Genomic DNA, 17707 nt, shown 5'->3' on the forward strand with positions numbered 1-17707 from the left:
GGAAAAGGAATGGACGAGATCAAGATCGGCGAAATTCTGGAGCCGGGCAGCGCGCATCAGCAGCGCTCGCGCGAGGAACGTGTTCGCGCTTCTTTCTGGAAAACCGTGCGTAAGGCGGCAAAGAATATTCCGTTTCTTGACGAAGTGGTTGCGGGCTACTTTTGCGCGCTCGATCCTGCCACGCCGACCAAGGTGCGCGGTATATTACTGGCGTCGCTGGCTTATTTTGTCCTACCGCTGGATATTATCCCAGACTTCCTCCTTGGTCTCGGTTTTACTGACGACGTGGCTGTGATGATGGCGGCGCTGAGCGCTATCCGAAACAATATCACCCCTGCACACAGGGCTGCCGCGCGACAGGCGATCGCCGATCTGGACACGGACGAGAAAGATTGACCGGCATCACAAGAGTGTGAAGTGCCCAAATGCCAAAGTCTCGCCGCTTTTATTTGGCTGGTGTTACGGCATTGGACTTGAACGAGGCTGTGACCTTTCTAGCTCTAAAAATTGCTTTTTTGACCTGTCTTCACCGTTTGGTAACCCAGATTAAGCCAAATTAAGACAAGCGAACTGGACAATGCGGCACCCGGATTATCTTCCGGACCATTGCCGGTTCATGAGTTATGAAGTGAACAAATAAAACTGGTAGGTAAAATGTTTGGAAAATCGATCGTAGCAACCTCTGTGCTCATGCTTGGGCTGGTGGGGACAGCTTTTGCCCAGACCCCGAGTCAGATCAGCCAGTTTAACGCGTGGGGTGCCTATAGCTATCAGCAGGGCAAGGGCAAGGTCTGTTACGTTCTGTCGGTTCCAGTCGACAAACAGCCTGCGAAAATCGATCATGGTGACAATTTCTTCATGGTAAGCCAGAAGCCCGGCCAGAATGTCAGCTTCGAGCCACAGTTCAAGGCCGGATATGATTTGCAGGAGAATTCAAAGGTTCTGGTCAAGATTGACGAGCGTACCTTCTCCATGTTCACCAGCGGCAGCCATGGCTGGATGGAAAATGCCGCGGAAGAGCCGCAGCTTGTTGCCGCTCTCCGGGGCGGTAAGAACATGACCATCAACGCTGTTTCCAAACGTGGAACAAAGACCAGCTACGCCTATTCGCTGAAGGGCGTTTCAGCTGCTCTTAAAGCGATCTCCACTTGTAAATAATCAACGAAATACCAATCTCCCGCGATGGCCCGGCTCGAATTGCCGGGCCTTTTTGCTTGCAGAGGTGACGTGGCCGCCGGAACGTGGTATGAGCCGCGCTTCCGTTAAGAACGTTAGAAAAACCCATGTCCGTATCGCTTGACCTGACACATCCTGTTGCCCGGGATAAATCCCGTGATGCCGTTCGCGCCCCAGCGGCTGAAAAGCCCTCGCTGATCGGCCTGACACGCCCGGAAATTGCGGAGGCACTGATGGCCGTCGGCGTGCCCGAACGGCAAGTTAAAATGCGCGTAGCCCAAGTTTGGCATTGGCTATATGTGCGCGGCGTTTCTAACTTTGACGATATGCAGAACATTTCGCGCGAGATGCGCGAATTGCTGGATAAGAACTTCGATATTGCCCGGCCTGAAATTGTAGAAGAACAGATTTCCAATGATGGCACGCGCAAATGGCTGTTCCGGTTTCCACCGCGTGGTGCCGGCCGTCCTGTAGAAATCGAGACAGTCTATATTCCCGAAGAAGGGCGAGGTACTCTTTGTATCTCCAGCCAGGTCGGCTGCACACTGACCTGCTCCTTCTGCCACACAGGCACGCAGAAGCTCGTGCGCAATCTGACCGCCGAAGAAATCCTGTCCCAATTGCTGGTTGCACGCGATCGCCTTGGTGATTTTCCCGATCGCAACACACCGGATGGCACCATGGTTCCGGCAGAGGGCCGCAAAGTGTCCAACATCGTCATGATGGGCATGGGTGAACCGCTCTATAATTTCGAGAACGTCAAAAAGGCCCTGCTGATTGCAGCGGACGATGCCGGTCTTTCACTTTCACGCCGCCGCATCACCCTTTCAACCTCGGGTGTGGTACCGGAAATTTATCGCGCTGGCGAAGAAATCGGCGTGATGCTGGCAATTTCCCTGCATGCGGTGACTGATGATCTGCGTGACATGCTGGTGCCAATCAACAAGAAATATCCTCTCAAGGAATTGCTTGCCGCGTGCCGCGCCTATCCAAGCCTGTCCAATTCAAAACGCATTACATTTGAATATGTCATGCTCAAGGGCGTCAATGACTCGCTTGCTGATGCCAAGGAACTGGTAAGAATGCTCAAGGGCATTCCGGCAAAGATCAATCTGATCCCGTTCAACCCGTGGCCAGGCGTCAACTATCAGTGTTCTGATTGGGAGCAGATCGAGAAATTTGCTGACTATGTAAACGCCGCTGGCTATGCATCGCCTATCCGCACACCGCGCGGCCGCGATATTCTCGCCGCATGCGGACAGCTAAAATCGGAGTCGGAACGCATGAAGAAAACGGAGCGTCTGGCATTTGAAGCGGCAATGATTGCCGGTCACGGCGAAGACTGAACCGACGTGTTGTATCTCATACGCTTTGCGCTGATCACTATCGGGTTTGTCTGCGCCACCTTCGCGGCATCGCTGTTTCTGAACATGCTTCTTATCGGCAGCACAGAATGGCTGGGAGGCGAAGGTCCGTTTTTGTATTTGACCATACCTGTCTTCGCTTCCGCGATAGGCCATAGCGTGCTCGTTCCGGCGGCGCTGATTATCATCTACGCTGAACTGACCGCATGGCGTGATTGGCTTTTCTATGCGCTCGGCGGCGCTGCCACAGCAGTTGTCATCATTGTCTGGAAGTGGCGCCCGCAAACCGAGGATATCAGCACCTTCGCTGCAATCCTCGCCACGGGCGTTGTGGGCGGCTTTGTCTACTGGATGATTTCCGGACGCAGCGCCGGTATCATCCCGCCGAGCCCCAATAATCAGATCTGAATCACTTCGCTTGCGCCAACAAAATCTTGGCAGCAAATGCCGAGAACACCCCGGCAAACAACCAGTCCGTAATGCGTGTCACTGTCGGATTTTTCCTCAGCAGCATCGAAAATCTATCGGCAGCAAGGATCATTGGCGCGACCACTGGCAATGACAGGGGTATGAAAAGTACGCCAAGGAAAAACAATTTACCCGGAGCGTGCGGATCGCCCGCAGAAACGAACTGCGGCAGGAATGTCATGAAAAACAGAATGATCTTTGGGTTGAGAAGATTGATACCCAGCCCCGTCAGCCAGTTCTGAAACAATGTATGGGCTTGGCCGGTCTTTTTTTCCGGCGAGAACGCCGAACCATAGCGGATTGCCTGATAGGCAAGCCACATCAGATAGCCGGCCCCCACAACCTTGAGCGCAAGAAACGCGGACGGCGAAGCAACGATCAGTGCCGAGAGGCCAATTGCCACCATGGTCGTGTGTATGACGATCCCGGTGCAGGCACCCGCCAGACAGGCAAAACCTGCAGCCTTGCCCTCGGACAATGCGCGTCCGACAAACAATGTCATATCCGGCCCCGGGGTAATCGAGAGGACAAAAGTGGCAACGATGAATTGCAGTATAATTTGCCAATCAGGAATGAAGGTCATCACAGGGCTCCGGAAAAAACTGCCGGAAGCTAACGCGAAAAACAGCTTCACGCCATACGTATTTGCGCCTGATCTCGTTTTTGCTGTGCTTGCCAATAGCGGCGCAAATGCTACAAGACCCCAACTGAAATTTCAGGATCGCGACGGCGATCGACAGACAGGACATATGCAATGAATAAATGGAAAGACGTCAAGAAAGTCGTGCTGGCCTATTCGGGCGGGTTGGATACATCGATCATCCTGAAATGGCTGCAGACAGAACTTGGCGCTGAAGTCGTCACGTTCACTGCCGATCTTGGACAAGGCGAGGAACTCGAGCCCGCACGCAAGAAGGCCGAAATGCTCGGCATCAAGGAAATCTACATTGAAGATGTCCGCGAAGAATTCGTTCGCGACTTTGTCTTCCCGATGTTCCGCGCCAATGCGGTCTATGAAGGCGTTTACCTGCTCGGCACATCGATAGCCCGCCCGCTCATTTCCAAGCACCTCGTCGAAATCGCTGCCCGTACCGGCGCTGACGCAATTGCGCATGGTGCAACGGGCAAGGGTAACGACCAGGTTCGTTTCGAGCTTTCCGCCTACGCACTCAATCCTGACATCAAGGTCATTGCGCCTTGGCGCGATTGGACCTTTAAATCCCGCACAGATCTTTTGGAATTTGCGCGCGAACACCAGATCCCAATCGCCAAAGACAAACTTGGCGAAGCACCTTTCTCCGTGGACGCCAATCTCCTGCATTCTTCCTCGGAAGGCAAAGTGTTGGAAGACCCATGGCAGGAAGCACCCGAATATGTGCACCAGCGCACAATCTCTCCGATGGATGCGCCCGATAAGGTCACAGAAATCGAGATCGCTTTCGAGAAGGGCGATGCAATCGCAATTGATGGCAAGCCTCTTTCACCCGCGACACTGCTGAAGACGCTTAATGATCTTGGCCGAGACAATGGCATCGGACGCCTTGATCTGGTTGAGAACCGTTTCGTTGGCATGAAATCGCGCGGCGTTTACGAAACACCAGGTGGCACCATCCTGCTTGCCGCGCATCGGGCGATGGAATCGATCACACTTGATCGCGGCGCAGCTCATCTCAAGGATGAGTTCATGCCGCGCTATGCCGAACTGATCTATAATGGCTTCTGGTATTCGCCAGAGCGTGAAATGCTGCAGGCCATGATCGACAAGAGCCAGGAGGACGTGGAAGGCACTGTTCGCCTGAAACTCTATAAGGGCAATGTCATGGTTTCAGGCCGTAAGTCGAAAAAATCGCTTTATTCCGACGCACTCGTAACATTTGAAGATGATCGTGGCGCATATGATCAGAAGGATGCGGCAGGCTTTATCCGCCTGAATGCCTTGCGGTTACGCACCTTGGCTGCCCGTAAACGGAACAGCTAAAGACAATAAACGGCGGGCTGGTCCCGCCGTTTTCATTTTCGCTGCTTGTGACCCTTGCATCGGTATCTTAGATATTAACGACCCAATTCATACGATGGAGTTCCCATGTCGTCTGCCAAACCGGCCATCAACACTGCATTGACGAACTGGACAGGGCCTCTTGGTCTGCCGGACTTTACAGCCTTTAGCGATCAGGATTTTCCCGCGGCATTTGATATGGCCCTAGCGGATGATCTTGCCGACATTGATGCGATTATCGGCCATCCTGAAGCGCCCACCATCGAAAATACCCTCAAAGCGCTGCAGCTTTCCGGCGAGTCGCTGGATCGGGTGTCTTCCATTTTCTGGACGCTGGCCGGGGCAAATACCAACGACGCGATACAGGCATTGGAACGGTCCATTGCGCCAAAACTGTCGCGCCATTCATCGTCCATCATGATGAATCCGCATCTGTTTGCCCGCATAGACTCACTTTACGAACAGCGTGATCTTCTCGGCCTTGATGCCGAAACAGACCGCGTTCTGGAAAAGATCTGGAAAAGCTTTGTGCGCAGCGGCGCGCGACTGGATGAAAAGGGCAAGGCACGTCTTGCAGATATCAATGAGACGCTCGCCAGTCTCGGTGCGCAGTTTGATCAAAATGTTCTCAAGGATGAGTCGGACTGGGCTTTGTTCATCACAGACGAGGCAGATCTTGCAGGATTGCCGAATTTTGTGCGCGATGCCATGCAAGGAGCTGCCGAGGAGCGTAATCGCACAGGCACTTGGGCCGTTACATTGTCGCGTGAAATCATTGAACCCTTTCTCTCATTTGCCGAGAACCGGGATTTGCGGGAAAAAGCCTTCCGGGCTTGGGCGGCACGGGGCGAAAATGGCGGCGATACGGACAATGTTGCCATCGTTGCCCAGACGGTAGCTCTCAGATCTGAAAAGGCAAAGCTACTCGGGTATAAAAGCTTTGCCGCGTACAAGCTCGACAACACCATGGCAAAAACGCCAAAGGCAGTTATGGATCTGCTGGAGCCCGTTTGGCAAAAGGCAAAGACACGTGCCAGCGAAGAAGAAAGTGATCTACAACAATTGATCTCCAATGAGGGCCGCAACCACAAGGTAGCCCCCTGGGACTGGCGGTTTTACACGGAAAAGCTGCGCAGCGAACGCTTTGCGTTCGATGAAGCCGAGTTGAAGCCATATTTGCAGCTCGAGAAAATTATTGAAGCCTGTTTCGATGTGGCAACGCGTCTGTTCGGTATTACGTTCAAGGAAAAAACCGGCATAGCTGCCTGGCATCCGGATGTGCGGGTCTGGGAAGTCTTCAATCCGGATGGAACAGAATGCGGGGTATTTCTTGGCGATTACTTCAACCGCCAGTCAAAGCATTCCGGCGCATGGATGAGTGCATTGCAGTCACAACACAAACTTGGCAGCGTGCAAAAGCCGATCATCTATAATGTGATGAACTTCGCCAAGCCGCCAAAAGGCGAGCCGGCCCTGCTTTCGCTTGACGGCGCACGTACCCTATTCCACGAATTTGGCCATGCTTTGCACGGGCTGCTGTCAGACGTTACCTGGCCTGCAGTTTCAGGCACATCAGTGTCACGGGACTTTGTGGAGCTACCCTCCCAGCTTTATGAGCACTGGCTGACTGTGCCAGCAATCCTTGAAAAATACGCAATCCATTACCGTACTGGCGAGCCTATGCCGAAAGCTCTGCTCGACAAGGTATTGGCCGCGGATACTTTTAATGCTGGTTTCAAAACGGTCGAATTCACGTCGTCTGCCTTGATTGATATGGCATTCCATGCCGATGGCACCCCTCCAGAGGACCCCATACAGTTTGAAGCGGCAACTCTTCGGCAGTTGGACATGCCAGAGGCGATTATCATGCGCCACCGGACACCGCATTTTAAGCACGTGTTCTCCGGCGATGGGTATTCCGCAGGATATTACTCATATTTGTGGTCAGAAGTATTGGATGCCGATGCATTCAAGGCTTTTGAGGAAACCGGCGATACATTCAACGGTGCCCTCGCCGCGAAGCTGAAAAAATATATCTATTCAGCTGGTGGCAGCAAAGATCCCGAAGAGCTTTACAAGGCTTTCCGGGGCAAGATGCCCACGCCCGATGCGATGATCGAAAAGCGTGGGCTTTAAGCGGTTGTAATCAGGACTTGGCAAAAGCCAGAAGATCCGCGTTCAGCTTGTCCTTGTGCGTCGTAGCCAAACCATGCGGCGCACCGGCATAGACGTTCAAAGTACCGTTCTTTACAAGCTTCACGGCTTTGCGGGCCGTGTCATCAATGGGCACGATCTGGTCATCATCGCCGTGGATAAACAATGTCGGCACATCAATCTTCTTCAGATCTTCGGTGAAATCCGTTTCTGAAAACGCCTTGATGCAGAAATACGAGGCTGGCATTCCGGCCATCATACCCTGCAGCCAGAAAGCGTTTCTAATGCCTTCAGACTCTTTGGCGCCAGCCCGATTGTAGCCATAAAAGGGTAGCGACAGATCCTTGAAGAACTGTGAGCGATCGGCAATCACGCCATCACGAATGCCGTTGAAAACATCGATAGGCAGACCTTCAGGATTTGCAGCGGTTTTCAGCATCAGAGGTGGCACTGCCCCCACAAGAACGGCCTTGGCGACACGCTTCGTACCGTGACGGCCGATATAGCGGGCGACTTCGCCGCCACCAGTTGAATGCCCAACCATGATCGCGTCTTTCAAATCGAGCTTCTCGAATAGTTCGGCCAGATCATCGGCATAGGTGTCCATGTCATTGCCATTCCAAGGTTGGCTGGAACGGCCATGGCCCCGGCGGTCATGAGCAATCACACGGTAGCCATTGGATGCAAGAAAGAACATCTGATCTTCCCAGGCATCCGAAGTGAGCGGCCAGCCATGGCTGAAAACTACAGGCTGCCCTGTTCCCCAATCCTTGTAGTAAATCTCTGTGCCGTCCTTCGTGGTGATCGTGGTCATTGTCTTTTGTCCCTTTACTGGCTGATTAGACTTAAGTTGCTTGGATTTATCGGTGGCCATCGCGGGAATGGAAGGGAGGCTGATAGCAGCCGCCACTCCAATACCCGCCGTCAAAACAGAACGGCGCGAGGTCAATTTCTTCAGGCTGTTGATCATGACGCTGGAGCAAATTTTGCGTCAGTTAATCGAAATGCGTACGTCGAGATTGCTGCGCGTTGCTTCCGAATAAGGGCAAACAATATGTGCTGCATCCACAAGCTCGCGTGCCTGCCCAGCCTCGATACCGGGTAATGTGACAGCCAGAGCAACGTCCAGCCCGAAACCCTTGCCATCTTCGCGAGGACCGATGCCGACGGTTGCTGTTACGGCGGTCTCTTCCGAAAGCTTGATCTTCTTCTGGGAAGCAACGAATTTCAACGCGCCAAGAAAACAAGCCGAATACCCTGCTCCAAACAGTTGCTCAGGATTGGTGCCCTGCGCACCATTACCGCCCAGTTCCTTGGGGGTTGAGAGCGTTACTTCCAAACGGCCGTCTTCGCTCTTCGCGCTGCCGTCGCGTCCACCTGTTGCCGTCGCCTTGGTTGTATAAAGAATGCTCATCTGGTTTTCCTCTCGAAGTTGATTTTCTCAATGCCTATTAAATTTCACACAATTGAATTGTGTGCAATATTTATTTTATAGATGATGAAAAATTAAATGATGCACAATTGAATACGCATGGCTATTATAGTCCAGGCCTTTGGGAAGGAAGACAAATGAACGCTGGAACGCAAAAACCGGAATCGCAGTTGAAGCTGGAGAATTTCCTTTGCTTCGCCATTTATTCCACCGCCAACGCCGTGACACGTGCCTATCAGCCTCGGCTGTCGGCGTTAAAGCTGACTTATCCGCAATATCTTGTGATGGTGGTATTGTGGGAAGAAGAGAACCAGACTGTCAGGGCAATCGGAGACAAGCTCAGTCTGGATTCCGGCACATTGACGCCGCTCTTGAAACGCTTGGAAACAGCCGGTCTGATATCACGCCAACGTGACAAGACCGACGAGCGTCAAGTGCTGATAAATTTGACAGAAGAGGGTCGCGCCTTGCGGGCCCGCGCGGAGTCAGTGCCCCTTGCCATGGGACAGGCATTTGGCTGCACGATGGACGAAGCACGTGGCATGCGGGCTGAACTCATCAGCTTGCGCGACAATCTCGTGGCAAGTATCGACAACGCATAAAAAAGGCGCTGTCACCAGCGCCCTTTCAGGTTTTTCATCCGCCTTTAGATTATGCGGCAATCTTTTTGGGCTGGATAAGCCCACGTGCAACCAGGAGTTCTGCGATCTGAACGGTGTTCAGGGCCGCGCCTTTGCGAAGATTGTCAGAAACGATCCAGAGCGACAGGCCGTTTTCGACCGTTATGTCTTCGCGAATACGTGAAATGTAGGTGGCGTCTTCACCAGCCGCTTCATAAGGTGTGATGTAACCGCCGTCTTCATGACGATCAATGACAAGGCAGCCAGGCGCATCGCTCAGAATATCCCGGGCTTCTTCAGCGCTCATCGGGCTTTCAAACTCAATGTTCACTGCTTCGGAATGGCCGATGAAAACAGGCACCCGCACGCAGGTTGCTGTGAGCTTGATCTTTGGATCAAGCATCTTCTTGGTTTCAGCAACCATCTTCCATTCTTCCTTCGTGTATCCATCTTCCATGAATACATCGATATGTGGAATAACGTTGAAGGCAATTCGCTTGGTAAACTTCTTGGCTTCCACCGGATCTGCAACGAAAACTGCGCGTGACTGCTGGAAAAGTTCATCCATGCCATCCTTGCCTGCCCCAGATACGGACTGGTAGGTGGAAATCACGAGGCGCTTGATGCGCGCCTTGTCATGCAATGGCTTCAAGGCAACGACAAGTTGCGCCGTGGAGCAATTGGGATTGGCAATAATGTTCTTCTTGCTAAAACCGACAATCGCATCAGGATTTACTTCAGGCACAATCAAAGGCACGTTGGAATCATAGCGCCAAGCGGATGAATTATCGATAACGACACATCCCTGTGCGCCAATCTTCGGCGACCATTCCTTCGAAATATTGCCACCTGCAGACATCAGGCAGATATCGGTATCGGAAAAGTCATAGGTATCAAGCGCTTTAACCTTCAGCGTCCTGTCCCCGTAGGAAACTTCAGTCCCCTGCGATCGGCGTGAAGCCAGAGCAACAACTTCGCTCACGGGAAAGCCGCGCTCTTCCAGTATTGTCAACATTTCGCGGCCCACATTGCCTGTGGCACCAACAATCGCAACCTTGAAACTCATTATGTATTCTCCTGTCCCTCTCCGCTGCTTCGAACCCGCTGGCCACCGCGGGTCTTATCCCCCGAGCCGGGCTCGGGAGGGGGCGAGCAGGCCAAGGGAAATCAGACCGTTTTAGTGGTCGTTTTCGAGAGTTTTTTGGCCGAAATTTTGGTCTGGAAAGCAGGCACACCGACACATCCGGCGATAATGCCGGAACTGTTCAGCAAAAATAGCGACGTTGATTCGCTGCGCACCGAAGGCTCTCCTGTTCCGCCTGTGCTTGTACGCGGTTTCCAAAAAGAGTCAATTACATCTTTAAAGGGCAAGAATATGTCGTGTTACGCACAATTTTAGACATTTGGTATAAGTTACGGGCTTTGCTTTCTTCAATATTTAGTCAACAATTGAATAGTGCATTGGGTTGTATGACCTTGGGGGGAAAGAAATTCACAAGGACATTGGCTGGCGCGCGATGTGCATTAGCAACAAGCTAAGCAAAAATTACGCGCGAAATTATCGATAGTGGGGACATGACAAAAGGTTTGGGCTGAGCATGTCTCTTTGACTTTGGGCTTAATTGCTATTTACTGGGAGGAATAGAAATGGCATCCACTACCGTGTCCGGCACTACCAGCCGGGGGATGACGCGGGAAGAAAAGAAGGTGATCTTCGCTTCTTCTCTCGGCACCGTTTTTGAATGGTACGACTTTTACCTTTACGGTTCATTGGCTGTCTTTATTGGCGCCGCCTTCTTCAGTGAATATCCGGAAGCAACGCGCAACATTTTTGCATTGCTTGCATTTGCCGCGGGCTTTCTCGTTCGTCCGTTCGGCGCGCTGGTCTTCGGACGCATCGGCGATCTCGTCGGCCGCAAATATACTTTCCTTGTCACAATCCTGATCATGGGTCTGTCGACATTTCTGGTCGGTATTCTGCCAGGTTCCGCGAGCTGGGGTATCGCAGCGCCGATCATTCTGATCGCTTTGCGCATGCTTCAAGGTCTTGCGCTCGGCGGCGAATATGGTGGTGCGGCAACTTACGTTGCTGAACACGCGCCAAGCAACCGGCGCGGTTTCTATACATCATGGATTCAGACGACAGCAACGCTCGGACTTTTCCTGTCACTTATCGTTATCCTCATCATCCAGAATTCGATGACGAAAGAAGCGTTCTCCGCATGGGGATGGCGCATTCCTTTCATTCTGTCATTCGTTCTTTTGGGCGTTTCGGTCTGGATCCGCTTGTCGCTTAGCGAATCGCCAGCCTTCAAAAAGATGAAAGAAGAAGGCAAGGGATCAAAGGCCCCGCTGTCTGAAGCATTTGGACAATGGAAGAATGCAAAGATTGCATTGCTGGCGCTTTTTGGTCTTACAGCCGGTCAGGCGGTTGTCTGGTATTCAGGTCAGTTCTACGCCCTGTTCTTCCTGCAGAACGTCCTGAAAGTTGACGGGCAGTCCGTCAATATCATGATTGCTATTGCGCTCTTGCTCGGCACTGGCTTTTTCGTTTTCTTCGGCTGGTTGTCGGATAAGATCGGACGTAAGCCAATCATCATGGCTGGTCTGGCACTTGCCATTCTTACCTACTTCCCTCTGTTCAAGGCCTTGACCTGGGCCGCCAATCCAGCACTGGCCTCATCTCAGCAGAATGTGCGTGCAACTGTAACTGCGGCACCTGGAGATTGTAACTTCCAGTTCAATCCGGTTGGTACAAGAAAGCCGCTCACATCCTGCGATATCGCAACTGACTTCCTGGCTAAAAACTCCATTCCTTATGACATCGCAGCAACGGCTCCGGCCGGATCTGCCGCAACAGTCAAAATTGGCCAGGAAACGGTTGAATCCTACGATGCAACCGCTGCGGGTGCTGAAGCTGCCGCGAAGGATGGTGCATTCAAAAAAGGGGTAAACCTTGCACTTCAGGATGCTGGTTACCCGCTGGTTCGCGATCCAGCAAAGGTTGCAGACAGCAAGCTTGATGCCTTGGTTGCAAGCAATCCGAAACTGGCATTGGATGCAGCTGCAATCCGTGCTGGCGAAAAGACGGTTGTGCCTGTGGCTCAAGCTATCAAAGATAAGCTGATCACAGCAGAAGAGGCGGCAGGTGCCACCGAAGTTACCGTTTATAGCGTGCCAAAAGCTGGTGCATTCAAGATGGTAGCCGACCCGGCAGCGGTCAACTGGACAATGATTATCGGTATTCTGTTTATCCTCGTCCTTTATGTGACGATGGTTTATGGGCCGATTGCAGCAATATTGGTTGAAATGTTCCCAACCCGTATCCGCTATACCGGCATGTCCCTGCCCTATCATATCGGCAATGGATGGTTCGGCGGTCTGCTACCGGCGACGGTCTTCGCGATGAGCGCCGCCAAGGGCGATATCTATTACGGTCTGTGGTATCCGATTGTGATTGCCGCGATGACGCTGATCATCGGCCTGCTCTTCGTTCGCGATACAAAAGATACCGATCTGGATGAAGTAAAATAGCATCCTCACAAATACAAAAGCCCGGCGCGATCACTCGCGCCGGGCTTTTTATTTCAGCCGCTATATATCAGGCGGCCAGAGCTTTGAACTTCGCAAGAATGGCATCGCCCATTTCGACGGTTCCGACTTTGGTCATACCATCGGACATAATGTCAGCGGTGCGAATTCCGTCATCGAGGACACCTGCAATAGCCGCTTCCAGCCGATCCGCTTCAGCCACCATATTGAACGAATAACGCAGGCACATGGCGAAGGAGGCGATCATCGCAATTGGATTGGCCGCACCAGTACCAGCGATATCCGGCGCAGAGCCGTGTACGGGCTCATACAGAGCCTTACGGCTTCCTGTCTTGCCGTCGGGCGCACCAAGCGAGGCTGAGGGCAGCATGCCCAGAGAACCCGTCAGCATTGCCGCAATATCGGAAAGCATGTCGCCGAACAGATTGTCTGTTACGATAACGTCAAACTGTTTCGGCCAACGTACGAGCTGCATGCCGCCTGCATCGGCCAGCATATGATCGAGTTTCACGTCTGAATATTTTGCCTTGTGGGTTGCAGTAACAACCTCATTCCACAAGACGCCCGACTTCATGACGTTGCGCTTTTCCATTGAGGTGACTTTGTTGCCACGCGTCCGGGCGAGCTCGAAGGCAACTCCGGAAATCCGCTCGATCTCATATGTATCGTAAACCTGAGTATCAATGCCGCGCTTCTGACCATTGCCAAGATCGCGAATTTCCTTCGGTTCCCCGAAATACACGCCACCAGTCAGCTCGCGCACAATGAGAATATCCAGACCTTCGACGATTTCCTTTTTCAGGGAAGATGAATCGGCAAGTGCAGGATAGCAAATGGCTGGGCGCAGATTTGCAAACAGCTCCATATCCTTGCGCAGGCGCAGCAAACCGGCTTCCGGCCGAACATCGTAGGGAACGCTATCCCACTTTGGACCACCAACGGCACCGAACAGCACGGCATCCGATGCCAATGCCTTTTCCATATCTGCCTCGGAAATGGCTTTTCCATGGGCATCATAAGCGCAGCCACCGACCAGACCTTCGTCCAGTTCAAAGTCGCTTTTCAACTCGGCATTCATATAGGCAATGATCTTGCGGACCTCGGCCATTGCCTCAGGACCGATACCATCGCCAGGAAGAAGGAAAAGCTTTTTCGATGCCATGCTGGAAACCTCGTTATGTGATTGGCTCTCGTGGGAATGGCGCGTACTTAGCGCAACTTGAGCAAAGAAGAAAAGCGTTTTGGGAAATTATCTTAAATCCCCTCACCGATATGCGCGCCTGTCAGGCACGAAAAAGCCCGGCAAAAACCGGGCTTTGGTAATACTGACCTAAAATGGTCAGGCCCAAGGGCGGGCTTGCGCATTGGACGCTTCGAAACTGTCGATCTTCGATGCTTTTTCCATCGTCAAACCAATGTCATCCAAACCGTTCAGCATGCAGTAGCGGCGGAATTCGTCGATCTCAAAGCTGATTGTTCCACCGTCCGGCCCCTTGATAGTCAAGGCCTCAAGATCGATTGATACCGTGGCGTTGGAACCGCGCTGCGCATCGTCCATTAGCTTATCAAGATTTTCCTGGCTGACTCGGATCGGCAAGATACCGTTCTTGAAGCAGTTATTGTAGAAAATATCAGCAAAGCTCGTTGAGATGACACAACGAATACCAAAATCCAGCAAAGCCCACGGTGCATGTTCGCGGCTTGAGCCGCACCCGAAATTGTCACCAGCGACGAGAATCTGCGCCTTGCGATAAGCTGGCTTGTTAAGAACGAAATCAGGATTCTCGCTGCCATCTTCGTTGTAACGCATTTCAGCGAACAACCCCGTACCCAAGCCAGTGCGCTTGATCGTTTTAAGGTAGTCCTTGGGAATGATCATGTCTGTATCGACATTGATGATGGGCAGTGGGGCGGCAACGCCCGTGAGCTGGGTGAATTTATCCATAATAGCTGCCTGTACGGTCCATGCGTAGGTGAGATTTATCCTTGGCTTTACACCAGCTCGGCCATGAATCAAAGCTTTTCGCCTGTGGCACTTTATGCTTGGCAAATCTCAGCCCTTGCCTTGCTTCTGTCTTCGGGGCAAAAAGTTGTCATGAGCAAGCTTTTCCGTCCGCGTCGATCTGTACTTTATGTTCCGGCCTCCAATCCGAAAGCCTTGGCTAAAGTGGCGTCGCTCAATGCCGATGCGATTATTTTCGATCTCGAGGATGCGGTCGCTCCGGAAGCCAAGGAAGATGCCCGCGAAGCTCTGCGCGCTTATTTTGCAGCCAATCCTGCAGGCAAAGCTGAGCGCATCATCCGTATCAATCATCTCACCAGCGAATGGGGCGGCGAAGACCTTCTGGCCGCACGCGCCTGTAAGCCCAATGCGATCCTTCTACCAAAGGTAGAGAATCTGCAGGATGTGACCGGAGTGGCGGAAGTCTTGGAAGAAACCGACGCATCAGAAAACGTGCGTTTATGGGCGATGATCGAAACGGCACGCGGCATCATCAATGCCGACGAGATTGCCGAGCTTGGCCTGCGATCAACCTCAAGACTGGATTGTTTTGTCGTAGGCACGAATGACATTGCCAAAGAGACCGGAACTGTTCTGGAAAAAGGCCGGCATTTTTTCACACCGTGGCTCATGCAGATTCTGCTATGCGCCAAAGCCGGTCATCTTGATATTATTGATGGCGTCTACAACGACTTTAACGATATGTCCGGCTTTGAAAGTGAATGCGGCGAGTCTTTCAAAATGGGGTTTGATGGAAAAAGCCTTATCCATCCATCGCAAATTGAACCGGCAAACAAAGCGTTTACCCCCGGTTCCGAGGCAGTGACTGATGCCCGCTCTATTGTCCAAGCCTTCGACCTTGCCGAAAATGCAGGCAAAGGCGCAATTTCGTTGAATGGCCGGATGGTGGAGCGGATGCATCTTGAAACCGCCCAAAAATTGCTGGCAAGGATTGAAACAATCAATCATTCAAATTAGTGCAAATCAGACAAGCACGAGAATGGGAATTCACTATGAAGCTCTACAGATTTTTGACTGGTCCCGATGATGCGAGCTTTTGCCATAAGGTAACAGCCGCTCTTAACAAGGGCTGGCATATTTATGGCTCACCGACATATGCGTTCAATTCTGTAACCGGCATCATGCAATGCGGGCAGGCTGTGGTCAAAGATGTCGATGGCGTCGACTATATACCCGGCACAACAAAGCTCAGCGATCACTAGACACCCAACCGACGCTTGAGCGCCTGATATTGCGGCTCTGACGTATCAGCCATGGCTTCATCGCGCGTGGCTGGTCTGTCCTCAAACGGAATGGGCCGGTCAAACTGGCTAATGGTCATATCCCAGCGAACGCCATCGATCAGATTGTAAAAGTGAGTGCCGCCATAGGTCTTCGTCTTGAGGATCGAGCCGCCAAATATGTCCTGCACAATAATCGATGTTACGCTGCACTGGCCTTTTGCGGGGTTTTCAGCCGACCAGGAGGCTGAGCTTTCCCTGCTCCATGCGGATTTGAGGCTCTCATATAGCCCGTATGGCGTTGAGTAATCGACGGTCAAGGCAATCCCCTGTGATAGCTATTCGACGCTAGCCTCTATACGTTCCATCTCCTCATCGGACAATCCGAAATGATGCCCGATTTCGTGGATAAGGACATGCGTGACAATATCGCCAAGCGCCTCTTCATATTCCGCCCAATAATCAAGAATGGCCCGTCGATAAAGCGTTATGCGATTGACCTGGTCGCCTGTCTGCAATGAAAAACGTTCACCGATACCATTGCCCTCAAAAAGGCCCATGAGATCGAAAGGCGATTCCAGCCCCATATCTTCAATAATCTGATCATCGGGAAAGTCAGAAACCTGCATGGTGATTTCACCGCACAGACTGCGGAAATTTTCCGGCAGATGGGCATAGGCATCAATTGCCAGTGATTCAATTTCAGCGATTGAAGGCGAAAGGCGGTTCGCCCAGTCAGCCGTTTGGTTACTTCTGGCCATCACAATTCCTGATAAGGTGTTTATGGCCCTATATAGTGCGTCAGCAGCATGTATGCGAGGGCATCAATCCTCAAGCGCACGCGCCTCGGAGGGAAGCATGATGGGAATACCGTCTCGCACGGGATAGGCTAACCGCGCTTTTTTGGAAATCAATTCAGATTTTTTCTTGTCATAGGTGAGTGGTCCTTTTGTCAAAGGACAAACCAGAAGCTCCAGCAACTTGCGATCAAGGGGTGTTTCACGATCAGCTTCTGTCATAGCGGCGTCCTATTGGAGGCTTGATTCATAATCGTCCTGATCCTTCGCAAGAGCTATCTCGGTAATCGCGATCAAGGTTTCGGCTCTTGTTTTCAGATCTGTCGCTTCCAGCAAAGCCTGTTTTTCCGCTGCACCGAAGGGAGACATCATGGCAAGTGCATTAACCAGTGTTTCATTGCCAGCCCGAGAAATACCTTCCCAATCAGCCTCCAGGCTATTCGCGTCCAGATAGGCGCGAAAAACACGCAGCAATGCAGCCCTGTCCACCTCCCTGTCGTCCGCCTCGTCGAGATCCGCACGCAAGGGCGCAATCTTGCACTGACGGAAAGGCGTGCGTGTTGAGAGCTCTTTCACAACTCGGAACCGGCAAATACCTTGGAGCGTAACCAAGATCCGGCCATCACCGGTTTCTGCAAACGAAGTTATTCTTCCAAGACATCCCACTTCGCTCAGCTCAAGACCTTCCTCATCTTCTTGGTCAAGGCGAGGTTGAATCATGCCGATGATACGCTTGGAGGCGAGCGCGGCATCTATCATCGCAAGGTAGCGTAGCTCGAAAATATTGAGCGGCAATTGCCCACCTGGCAGCAGCAACGCTCCCGAAAGAGGAAAAATCGGAACGCTTTCAGGAATATCGTCCAAAGTACGATAGCGTACATTTCCAGCTTGCATAACTAGCTCCG

Annotated in this window: 20 protein-coding genes; 10 read left to right on the plus strand and 10 right to left on the minus strand. The window is 52.2% G+C overall.

The genetic code is table 11. From position 1 onward, the window contains the following. Nucleotides 1-9 precede the first annotated feature (9 nt). The 4 genes from V9K95_RS06895 to V9K95_RS06910 all read left to right on the plus strand — a co-directional run bounded on the left by V9K95_RS06895 (nucleotide 10) and on the right by V9K95_RS06910 (nucleotide 2948). Nucleotides 10-396: a YkvA family protein gene (locus V9K95_RS06895; RefSeq protein WP_115054471.1), complete on the plus strand. Its 387-nt coding sequence runs from the start codon at nucleotides 10-12 to the stop codon at nucleotides 394-396. Between the two features lie 258 nt (nucleotides 397-654). Further along, entirely contained in the window at nucleotides 655-1158 is a 504-nt protein-coding gene (locus V9K95_RS06900) for an invasion associated locus B family protein (RefSeq protein ID WP_115054472.1), read from the plus strand. Between the two features lie 125 nt (nucleotides 1159-1283). After that, nucleotides 1284-2522 carry a 23S rRNA (adenine(2503)-C(2))-methyltransferase RlmN gene (gene rlmN, locus V9K95_RS06905; protein WP_115054473.1) on the plus strand — a complete coding sequence of 413 codons (1239 nt, stop codon included), beginning with the start codon at nucleotides 1284-1286 and terminating at the stop codon, nucleotides 2520-2522. Between the two features lie 6 nt (nucleotides 2523-2528). Continuing rightward, complete coding sequence (locus V9K95_RS06910; protein WP_162802599.1) at nucleotides 2529-2948, plus strand: hypothetical protein; 420 nt, start codon at nucleotides 2529-2531, stop codon at nucleotides 2946-2948. Nucleotide 2949: 1 nt separating this feature from the next. Here V9K95_RS06910 and V9K95_RS06915 read toward each other — a convergent pair whose 3' ends face one another. Continuing rightward, the gene (locus V9K95_RS06915) at nucleotides 2950-3591 is read right to left on the minus strand and encodes a LysE family translocator (protein ID WP_336440337.1); all 642 of its coding nucleotides are present in this window, start codon (nucleotides 3589-3591) and stop codon (nucleotides 2950-2952) included. Between the two features lie 171 nt (nucleotides 3592-3762). Between V9K95_RS06915 and V9K95_RS06920 the strand changes: the two genes are divergently transcribed. Continuing rightward, nucleotides 3763-4986: an argininosuccinate synthase gene (locus V9K95_RS06920; protein WP_115054476.1), complete on the plus strand. Its 1224-nt coding sequence runs from the start codon at nucleotides 3763-3765 to the stop codon at nucleotides 4984-4986. A 105-nt stretch (nucleotides 4987-5091) separates the two neighbouring features. Beyond that, nucleotides 5092-7140, plus strand: a complete 2049-nt coding sequence (locus V9K95_RS06925) for a M3 family metallopeptidase (protein ID WP_336440336.1) — start codon at nucleotides 5092-5094, stop codon at nucleotides 7138-7140. Nucleotides 7141-7150: 10 nt separating this feature from the next. Here the strand turns inward: V9K95_RS06925 and V9K95_RS06930 are convergent, their stop codons facing one another. Continuing rightward, a complete protein-coding gene (locus V9K95_RS06930; protein WP_307281420.1) occupies nucleotides 7151-7972 on the minus strand; it encodes an alpha/beta fold hydrolase in 822 nt (273 codons plus the stop codon). A gap of 177 nt (nucleotides 7973-8149) precedes the next feature. Beyond that, nucleotides 8150-8572 (minus strand): organic hydroperoxide resistance protein, encoded by a 423-nt coding sequence (locus V9K95_RS06935; RefSeq protein ID WP_008127257.1) that lies wholly within the window; start codon nucleotides 8570-8572, stop codon nucleotides 8150-8152. Nucleotides 8573-8727: 155 nt separating this feature from the next. Here V9K95_RS06935 and V9K95_RS06940 point away from each other — a divergent pair, with 155 nt between their 5' ends. Continuing rightward, nucleotides 8728-9192, plus strand: a complete 465-nt coding sequence (locus V9K95_RS06940) for a transcriptional regulator, SarA/Rot family (protein ID WP_115054478.1) — start codon at nucleotides 8728-8730, stop codon at nucleotides 9190-9192. Nucleotides 9193-9241: 49 nt separating this feature from the next. Here the strand turns inward: V9K95_RS06940 and V9K95_RS06945 are convergent, their stop codons facing one another. After that, on the minus strand, nucleotides 9242-10276 hold the full coding sequence (locus tag V9K95_RS06945; protein WP_115054479.1) for an aspartate-semialdehyde dehydrogenase: 1035 nt from the start codon (nucleotides 10274-10276) through the stop codon (nucleotides 9242-9244). A gap of 581 nt (nucleotides 10277-10857) precedes the next feature. Here V9K95_RS06945 and V9K95_RS06950 point away from each other — a divergent pair. Continuing rightward, nucleotides 10858-12744 carry an MFS transporter gene (locus tag V9K95_RS06950; protein WP_115054481.1) on the plus strand — a complete coding sequence of 629 codons (1887 nt, stop codon included), beginning with the start codon at nucleotides 10858-10860 and terminating at the stop codon, nucleotides 12742-12744. Between the two features lie 67 nt (nucleotides 12745-12811). On the opposite strand, the gene leuB is transcribed toward V9K95_RS06950, so the two are convergent. Both leuB and leuD read right to left on the minus strand, forming a co-directional pair. Further along, nucleotides 12812-13924: a 3-isopropylmalate dehydrogenase gene (leuB, locus tag V9K95_RS06955; protein WP_307281434.1), complete on the minus strand. Its 1113-nt coding sequence runs from the start codon at nucleotides 13922-13924 to the stop codon at nucleotides 12812-12814. A gap of 177 nt (nucleotides 13925-14101) precedes the next feature. After that, nucleotides 14102-14707 (minus strand): 3-isopropylmalate dehydratase small subunit, encoded by a 606-nt coding sequence (gene leuD / locus V9K95_RS06960; RefSeq protein ID WP_115054483.1) that lies wholly within the window; start codon nucleotides 14705-14707, stop codon nucleotides 14102-14104. A 150-nt stretch (nucleotides 14708-14857) separates the two neighbouring features. Here leuD and V9K95_RS06965 point away from each other — a divergent pair, with 150 nt between their 5' ends. Next, complete coding sequence (locus tag V9K95_RS06965; RefSeq protein WP_336440335.1) at nucleotides 14858-15742, plus strand: HpcH/HpaI aldolase/citrate lyase family protein; 885 nt, start codon at nucleotides 14858-14860, stop codon at nucleotides 15740-15742. A 35-nt stretch (nucleotides 15743-15777) separates the two neighbouring features. Continuing rightward, entirely contained in the window at nucleotides 15778-15987 is a 210-nt protein-coding gene (locus V9K95_RS06970; RefSeq protein WP_115054484.1) for a DUF1737 domain-containing protein, read from the plus strand. Here V9K95_RS06970 and V9K95_RS06975 read toward each other — a convergent pair. From V9K95_RS06975 to V9K95_RS06990, 4 genes are all read right to left on the minus strand, one after another. Then, complete coding sequence (locus V9K95_RS06975) at nucleotides 15984-16325, minus strand: YunG family protein (RefSeq protein ID WP_336440334.1); 342 nt, start codon at nucleotides 16323-16325, stop codon at nucleotides 15984-15986. The two genes, V9K95_RS06970 and V9K95_RS06975, sit on opposite strands and share 4 nt — an antisense overlap. 18 nt (nucleotides 16326-16343) lie before the next feature. Beyond that, on the minus strand, nucleotides 16344-16766 hold the full coding sequence (locus V9K95_RS06980) for a metallopeptidase family protein (protein ID WP_115054486.1): 423 nt from the start codon (nucleotides 16764-16766) through the stop codon (nucleotides 16344-16346). 63 nt (nucleotides 16767-16829) lie between these two features. Beyond that, nucleotides 16830-17024 (minus strand): Trm112 family protein, encoded by a 195-nt coding sequence (locus V9K95_RS06985; RefSeq protein WP_115054487.1) that lies wholly within the window; start codon nucleotides 17022-17024, stop codon nucleotides 16830-16832. Between the two features lie 9 nt (nucleotides 17025-17033). After that, the gene (locus tag V9K95_RS06990) at nucleotides 17034-17696 is read right to left on the minus strand and encodes an LON peptidase substrate-binding domain-containing protein (RefSeq protein WP_115054488.1); all 663 of its coding nucleotides are present in this window, start codon (nucleotides 17694-17696) and stop codon (nucleotides 17034-17036) included. Nucleotides 17697-17707: the final 11 nt, after the last annotated feature.

This window comes from Phyllobacterium sp. CCNWLW183 (assembly GCF_037203775.1).
Classification (GTDB): Bacteria; Pseudomonadota; Alphaproteobacteria; order Rhizobiales; family Rhizobiaceae; genus Phyllobacterium; species Phyllobacterium ifriqiyense.

Coding starts and splice junctions, on each gene's coding strand:
- V9K95_RS06925 (WP_336440336.1), top strand. CDS start 5,092: ATGTCGTCTGCCAAACCGGCCATCAACACTGCATTGACGAACTGGACA.
- V9K95_RS06935 (WP_008127257.1), bottom strand. CDS start 8,572: ATGAGCATTCTTTATACAACCAAGGCGACGGCAACAGGTGGACGCGAC.
- rlmN (WP_115054473.1), top strand. CDS start 1,284: ATGTCCGTATCGCTTGACCTGACACATCCTGTTGCCCGGGATAAATCC.
- V9K95_RS06970 (WP_115054484.1), top strand. CDS start 15,778: ATGAAGCTCTACAGATTTTTGACTGGTCCCGATGATGCGAGCTTTTGC.
- V9K95_RS06920 (WP_115054476.1), top strand. CDS start 3,763: ATGAATAAATGGAAAGACGTCAAGAAAGTCGTGCTGGCCTATTCGGGC.
- V9K95_RS06945 (WP_115054479.1), bottom strand. CDS start 10,276: ATGAGTTTCAAGGTTGCGATTGTTGGTGCCACAGGCAATGTGGGCCGC.
- V9K95_RS06950 (WP_115054481.1), top strand. CDS start 10,858: ATGGCATCCACTACCGTGTCCGGCACTACCAGCCGGGGGATGACGCGG.
- V9K95_RS06985 (WP_115054487.1), bottom strand. CDS start 17,024: ATGACAGAAGCTGATCGTGAAACACCCCTTGATCGCAAGTTGCTGGAG.
- V9K95_RS06930 (WP_307281420.1), bottom strand. CDS start 7,972: ATGACCACGATCACCACGAAGGACGGCACAGAGATTTACTACAAGGAT.
- V9K95_RS06980 (WP_115054486.1), bottom strand. CDS start 16,766: ATGGCCAGAAGTAACCAAACGGCTGACTGGGCGAACCGCCTTTCGCCT.
- V9K95_RS06900 (WP_115054472.1), top strand. CDS start 655: ATGTTTGGAAAATCGATCGTAGCAACCTCTGTGCTCATGCTTGGGCTG.
- V9K95_RS06940 (WP_115054478.1), top strand. CDS start 8,728: ATGAACGCTGGAACGCAAAAACCGGAATCGCAGTTGAAGCTGGAGAAT.
- V9K95_RS06895 (WP_115054471.1), top strand. CDS start 10: ATGGACGAGATCAAGATCGGCGAAATTCTGGAGCCGGGCAGCGCGCAT.
- V9K95_RS06965 (WP_336440335.1), top strand. CDS start 14,858: ATGAGCAAGCTTTTCCGTCCGCGTCGATCTGTACTTTATGTTCCGGCC.
- V9K95_RS06990 (WP_115054488.1), bottom strand. CDS start 17,696: ATGCAAGCTGGAAATGTACGCTATCGTACTTTGGACGATATTCCTGAA.
- leuB (WP_307281434.1), bottom strand. CDS start 13,924: ATGGCATCGAAAAAGCTTTTCCTTCTTCCTGGCGATGGTATCGGTCCT.
- leuD (WP_115054483.1), bottom strand. CDS start 14,707: ATGGATAAATTCACCCAGCTCACGGGCGTTGCCGCCCCACTGCCCATC.
- V9K95_RS06915 (WP_336440337.1), bottom strand. CDS start 3,591: ATGACCTTCATTCCTGATTGGCAAATTATACTGCAATTCATCGTTGCC.